Source organism: Acinetobacter sp. WCHAc060033, assembly GCF_004209125.1.
GTDB lineage: Bacteria > Pseudomonadota > Gammaproteobacteria > Pseudomonadales > Moraxellaceae > Acinetobacter > Acinetobacter wuhouensis.
The window spans coordinates 96,786-103,042 of the sequence record NZ_SGSW01000013.1 but is presented as its reverse complement, the minus strand read 5'-3'; the positions used below and the strand labels follow the sequence as shown (position 1 = coordinate 103,042).

The following is a 6,257-nucleotide window of genomic DNA, read 5'->3' as shown; positions in this document are numbered from 1 at the left end:
TAAAGTATATTATCAGAGCGATATTTTTTGTACAATGTTATATATTAGGTCAAATTAGTATTTTTATCCCTTTGGTAAAAATTACTTAAACAATTTTTAATTTATTCTACAGGAACTTCCTATGATCAAACGCAGCCTGTTATGTCTAAGTATGGTAGCTAGTTTAGCTGCTTGCTCAACTATTTCATCTCAATCAAAATTTGATAAACCAGACAATTTATTATTTAATAATAAAGAGTTAAACACACTCCCCCTTCAAGTTCAACGAGACGAACGCTTGTGTGAAGATGACAAAGCCGATGATCAAAAATGCCCTATAAAATTCTATATTGATGATTTTAAAGCTGGTGATTTTTATATCAACAATACTACGACCTATTACCTAAAACCGAATGAATATGAACTAACGGTTAAAAACTGCAAAGAACAATGTCAAGTGTTTCACACTAAAATTAATATTAGCGAACAGTTACCAAATGTTAACCTTATATTATCAGTAGATCATGAAGGAAAGCCTTTTATTATCAATAAAAAATCATAGTTAATTTTTAGCCTGATTTAATGTCAAATCAGGCTAAAATTTATTATATTTATAAAATATTAACTAATAATTACTTTATATTTATTTTTAGTATATTTACTCTATTTTAAATCCCGACTAATTTAGTATATTTAATTTAAAAAGTATTATCTTAAATTCAAACAAAGTTATTTTTAGGCATTATTCAAACAATATAGTGATGCAGTTAACATTTTATCCAATTAATTTTAAACCACATCTATAGAGTCGAATGGTTATGTAGTCATCAGCTTTCAATAAAAGTGGCTAAAAAAGGGAGCTGATTTCTTATTTCCATGAAAAAGAATTATTCATCTGTATACTGTATATGGTTTTATTTTTCTTCAAACCTTATGAATCAAAACACTGAATTACGCAAAATGATCAGAAAGCAAAGACGATCATTAACACCACTTCAACAAAGAAACATTGAGCAGCAGTGCTTAAAACAGTTTTTAAAGCATTCACAATTACAATACGCAAAAAAAGTGGGGGTTTATCTAGATGCTTTTGGTGAAGTCAGAACACGACTTCTCATTGAATTTTGTTTTCAACATGGTAAACAAGTTTATTTGCCCTTGATTTGTAATATGAATAAAACCTTGCGGTGGGTCAGAGTTTCAAAACATCAATTTCATAACCACTTGTTCTCTCGCCATCCACTAGGCATGCTTGAACCAATCGCAAGTAGAGGATTACATATTTCTATTTTAGATCTTGTTGTTATGCCTTTACTTGCCTGTGATGATAAAGGTGCACGGATGGGCATGGGCGGTGGTTTTTATGATCGTACTCTCGCCTCCGCTTTGCATCGTCCATATCGGCTCGGTTTAGCACATGATTTTCAAAAATTAGACATTGAATTAAAGCGCACCCCTTGGGATCAAGCTTTAGATGGATTGATCACACCGTCTAAAAGCTATCGCTTTAAGCGTCATTTCAGTCAATAAATACCGCTAGCTTCATTTATTAATCATACATTTGCGTTTTTTTATTTTTTTTATTAAGCAAAGCCCTTGTAATTTTATAAATACACATCACTATAAAAAACATGGCAACACCGTTGTCACTCATTAGGAGTGCCCATGTCTGAGATTATTATGAATCAAGAAAACTTAGAGCCACAGGTTCCAAGTGTATTACCGCTTTTAGCGCTACGTGATGTGGTGGTTTATCCGCACATGCAAATTGCGTTATTTGTGGGTCGTGAAAAATCGATTAATGCAGTTGATGTGGCTCGTAACAGTGACAATTTAGTATTTGTAGTTGCGCAAAAAGATTCGCTTACAGAAGAAATTGATCACGACAATTTATATCAATATGGTACTGTCGCTAAGATTGTACAAGTTGTGAATCATGAGAATGATGAAAACTGCATAAAAGTATTAATTGAAGGCTTACATCGTTCTAAGCTGGTTGAAATCATTGACAATGATGAATACCTGTCTGCTGAACACGCATTGAGCCCGATGACCGTATCTGTAGATCAAGATACACAAGCAACACGTGTTGAAGAATTACGTGCCTTATTTTCACAATACGCAGAGGCAAAATTACGTAATGCACGTGAATTGATTGCTGCTGCCAATAAAATTGATGATTTATTGCAATTATTGTTCTTCGTTGCAACGCGTGTACCTTTGAATATAGATGTAAAACAAAAATTCTTAGAACACGATGAGTTTGAAGCACATTTACAAGAACTTATGACTTATTTATTGCAACAATCTGAAGAACAACAGATTGAGCAAACTTTGCATGATTCTGTAAAACGCCAAATGGAAAAGAATCAACGCGAATACTTCCTCAATGAAAAGATGAAAGTGATTCAACGTGAACTTTCCGACATGAATGGCGGTGCGGAAGATGATGTTGCTGAAATTGAAAAGCGTTTAGCAGAAGCTGATTTACCTGAACACGTGCGTAAAAAGGCAGAAGCTGAATTCCGTAAATTAAAAGCAATGCAACCTGCCTCAAGTGAAGCGGCTGTGGTTCGTAACTATTTAGAGGTGATCTTAGATACACCTTGGAATAAAGCGAGCAAAGTCAGCATTAACTTGGCAAAAGCACAAGAAATTTTAGACGCAGACCATTATGGTTTGGACGAAGTCAAAGAACGTATTGTTGAATACCTTGCTGTTCAGTCTCGCGTGAAAAAGCTTCGTGGTCCAATCTTGTGTCTAGTTGGTCCTCCAGGTGTAGGTAAAACTTCACTCGGTGAATCCATTGCCAAAGCAACAGGTCGTGAATTTGTCCGTATGGCACTCGGTGGTGTGCGTGATGAAGCGGAAATTCGTGGTCACCGTCGTACCTATATCGGTGCGATGCCAGGTAAAATCGTGCAATCTTTGACAAAAGTCGGAGTGAAGAATCCACTGTTCTTACTCGACGAAATTGACAAAATGGCACAAGACTATCGTGGCGATCCAGCTTCTGCTCTGCTTGAAGTACTTGATCCATCCCAAAATAATAAGTTCAATGATCATTATTTAGATCTTGATCTTGACCTGTCTGAAGTGATGTTTATCTGTACTGCAAACAGTATGAATATTCCTGAAGCATTGCTTGACCGTATGGAAGTGATTCGTCTGCCTGGTTATACCGAAGATGAAAAAGTCAATATTGCAGACCGTTACCTTGTTCCGAAAGCAATCAAGAACAATGGTTTACGTGCTAAAGAACTGACTGTGCATGAAGAAGCAATTCGTGACATCGTGCGTCGTTATACGCGTGAAGCAGGCGTACGTAGTCTTGAACGTGAAGTGTCTAAAATTGCACGTAAAGTGGTGAAAGAGTCTGTCAGTAAGAAAGCCAAAAACTTACATATTGATGTGACTGCTGAGAACTTACCTGATTATTTAGGTGTTCATAAGTTTGACTACGGTATGGCAGAAGAAGAAGCTCAAGTGGGTCGTGTTAATGGCTTGGCTTGGACATCTGTTGGTGGCGAGTTATTGACGATTGAAGTTGCTGCTGTTCCTGGTAAAGGTAAATTCATTACCACAGGTTCACTTGGTGACGTGATGAAAGAGTCAATTACTGCTGCAATGACGGTTGTTCGTACCCGTGCAGATGAGTTGGGGATCGAAGCATCACGTTTTGAAGAAACTGATGTACATGTGCATTTACCTGAAGGTGCAACTCCAAAAGATGGCCCATCGGCTGGTTTAGCACTGACTTTAGCCCTTGTTTCTGCGTTCACTAAAATTGCAATTCGTCCTGATATTGCAATGACAGGTGAAACAAGTCTAAGTGGTCGAGCAATGCGTATTGGTGGCTTGAAAGAGAAACTTTTAGCAGCACATCGTGGTGGCGTTAAACTGGTGTTTATCCCACAAGAAAACGTCCGTGACTTGACTGAAATTCCTCAAAATGTCAAAGATGGTTTGGAAATTAAAGCAGTGAAAAGTATTGATGAGATTCTTCCACTTGCACTAATCGAACAACCTAAACCTTTGGTTAAAGCACCGATTGTAAAAGCAGTAGATGAAGGCAAAAAAGCTGCACGCCATTAATCTAAATCACTAAAAAAGAGAACGCTTCGGCGTTCTTTTTTTATTTAAATTGAACAAAACAAAATTACATTTACAAAATATCTATCTTTGTCGCTTAAGTTTGTCATAAGCTCATCATGATAAAGTTTAAAAATTATCCAAATCATAAAATCAAGATGAGGAACATCACAATGATAAATCCAGTCTGTTGGTTTGAGATTTATGTCAATGATTTACAAAGAGCTAGAATATTTTATGAAACGGTTTTGAATATTAAACTGACTGATTTTCATAATCCTGATTCTTCTCAAGACATACAAATGAAACATTTTCCTTTTGATATGCAACTTTATGGAGCAACTGGTGCGCTAGTCAAAATGGAAGGAGTTCTCGCTGGTGGTAACAGCACAATTGTCTATTTTAACAGTGATGATTGCGCAATTGAGCAAGCTCGAATAGAAAGCGCTGGTGGAAAAATTCACCGAACTAAAATGTCTATTGGAGAACATGGACTATTGTTTTAGGTATTGATACAGAAGGAAATATGTTTGGTATTCACTCAATGAAATAAGCCAAATCTTTCAAAATATGCAGCTTAACCCACAGACCACTTGAAAGTGCAAGATTAATCCTCATTTATAAATTATACACCAATGCTGTAGTTTGCAGTTAATGAACAATCAACTGAACTCCAGACAGATGATTGTTCGAACACAGTTCAACGATTATGGGCTGTGTTTTTTTATGCTTCCTTTTAAATCACAAATATCATGACAATCAATTTATTGCTTTACTCGCCATTGCTGATATTTTTCACTAATGACGGGCGCCATAAGATCATAATTCTTCCACGTATCATCAATAGCATAGGTATTTTCTAGACCTTTAGCATGTACGAGAGTTGCATCATAGTCTTTGAAATATTCATTGCTTTCATAGTAGGCTTGGGTAAAAGCAAAACCCTCTTCATTTAAATCCTCTTCGCAAAACTTTTCATCACACATCTGAATTAAAAATTCACGCCCTGTCATTTTCCGTGCAAGAACTTGTGCGATCTCATCCTCACTTTCTTCTTGGTGAAACTCACCTTCCAAATGCTTATTGATGATCCACGCTAGGTAAATTCCAATATGTGTTCCGCCATTTTCATAGGGAAAACCCGCTTGCTCTGCTGATTCAGCATGCCAATCGATACGATCTATCGCCATTTTTATTGTCCTATTTTTTATAAATCATTTTTAAAAAGTTGTCATATTTATCTTGAACAAAGTTGAACTAAAAATGAAGTCTTTTTATGTCAAAAAGCCCCGAAATAATTTCAGGGCTTAAAGAACATTACTAAAAATTTTGAATCAATCAACTTTGGAAATAACGTAGATCTAAACGACCTTCATAAACCGTTGCCGTTGGACCTGTCATCCACACCACATCGCCTTCTTTCCATTCAATTTGCAATTTACCGCCTGCAAGTTCAATCTCAACGTTATTCGCCAGCAAACCACGGCGCATACCTGAAACAGCTGCTGCACATGCACCTGTACCACACGCCATCGTTTCGCCCACACCACGTTCAAACACACGTAGGCGCGCATGCTTTTCATCAATGATTTGCATAAAGCCAGCATTGACCCGTTGTGGAAAACGTTCGTGTGATTCAACTTGTGGACCAATTTTTGCTACATCAGCAGTCAGCACATCTGGAACTACAGTCACAGCATGCGGATTGCCCATATTCACCACATCAATAGTCAGTTGCTCATTATCCGCCAAAGCAATGTCATACAAGGCATCTGCTTCTTCAGCAATGAAAGGAATCTCTTTCGGTAAAAATTTAGGTTGTCCCATGTTGACACGAACCCAACCATTTTCACCTAATTCAGGCTCAACAATCCCTGCACACGTTTGCACTTTAAAACGCTTTTTATTGGTCAATTGACGTTCATAAACAAAGCGAGCAAAGCAACGTACACCATTACCACACTGCTCTACTTCCGAACCATCTGCATTGAAAATACGATATTTAAAATCTACATTTGGAAAATCAGGTGGTTCAACAATTAAAAGTTGATCAAAACCAATACCAAAATGACGATCGGCTAAACGTCGAATAGTCATCACATCAAAAAAAGCACGTTGACTGATCAGATCAACCACCATGAAGTCATTGCCTAGACCATGCATTTTGGTGAATTCTAATAACATCT

Annotated in this window: 5 protein-coding genes and 1 pseudogene; 4 read left to right on the top strand and 2 right to left on the bottom strand. The window is 36.9% G+C overall.

Going from position 1 to position 6,257, the window contains the following annotated elements; genetic code table 11:
* Positions 1-121: 121 nt before the first annotated feature.
* The 4 genes and pseudogenes from EXE10_RS07975 to EXE10_RS07960 all read left to right on the top strand — a co-directional run bounded on the left by EXE10_RS07975 (position 122) and on the right by EXE10_RS07960 (position 4,624).
* Positions 122-541, top strand: a complete 420-nt coding sequence (locus EXE10_RS07975; protein WP_130112993.1) for a hypothetical protein — start codon at positions 122-124, stop codon at positions 539-541.
* 371 nt (positions 542-912) lie between these two features.
* On the top strand, positions 913-1,509 hold the full coding sequence (locus EXE10_RS07970; RefSeq protein WP_130112992.1) for a 5-formyltetrahydrofolate cyclo-ligase: 597 nt from the start codon (positions 913-915) through the stop codon (positions 1,507-1,509).
* A gap of 135 nt (positions 1,510-1,644) precedes the next feature.
* Complete coding sequence (lon, locus tag EXE10_RS07965; protein WP_130112991.1) at positions 1,645-4,074, top strand: endopeptidase La; 2,430 nt, start codon at positions 1,645-1,647, stop codon at positions 4,072-4,074.
* Positions 4,075-4,244: 170 nt separating this feature from the next.
* Positions 4,245-4,624, top strand: a pseudogene (locus EXE10_RS07960) (VOC family protein).
* Positions 4,625-4,835: 211 nt separating this feature from the next.
* Here EXE10_RS07960 and EXE10_RS07955 read toward each other — a convergent pair.
* Both EXE10_RS07955 and dapF read right to left on the bottom strand, forming a co-directional pair.
* Entirely contained in the window at positions 4,836-5,261 is a 426-nt protein-coding gene (locus tag EXE10_RS07955; RefSeq protein WP_130112990.1) for a hypothetical protein, read from the bottom strand.
* Positions 5,262-5,409: 148 nt separating this feature from the next.
* Complete coding sequence (gene dapF / locus EXE10_RS07950; RefSeq protein ID WP_130112989.1) at positions 5,410-6,255, bottom strand: diaminopimelate epimerase; 846 nt, start codon at positions 6,253-6,255, stop codon at positions 5,410-5,412.
* Positions 6,256-6,257: the final 2 nt, after the last annotated feature.

Coding starts and splice junctions, on each gene's coding strand:
- lon (WP_130112991.1), top strand. CDS start 1,645: ATGTCTGAGATTATTATGAATCAAGAAAACTTAGAGCCACAGGTTCCA.
- EXE10_RS07975 (WP_130112993.1), top strand. CDS start 122: ATGATCAAACGCAGCCTGTTATGTCTAAGTATGGTAGCTAGTTTAGCT.
- EXE10_RS07955 (WP_130112990.1), bottom strand. CDS start 5,261: ATGGCGATAGATCGTATCGATTGGCATGCTGAATCAGCAGAGCAAGCG.
- dapF (WP_130112989.1), bottom strand. CDS start 6,255: ATGTTATTAGAATTCACCAAAATGCATGGTCTAGGCAATGACTTCATG.
- EXE10_RS07970 (WP_130112992.1), top strand. CDS start 913: ATGAATCAAAACACTGAATTACGCAAAATGATCAGAAAGCAAAGACGA.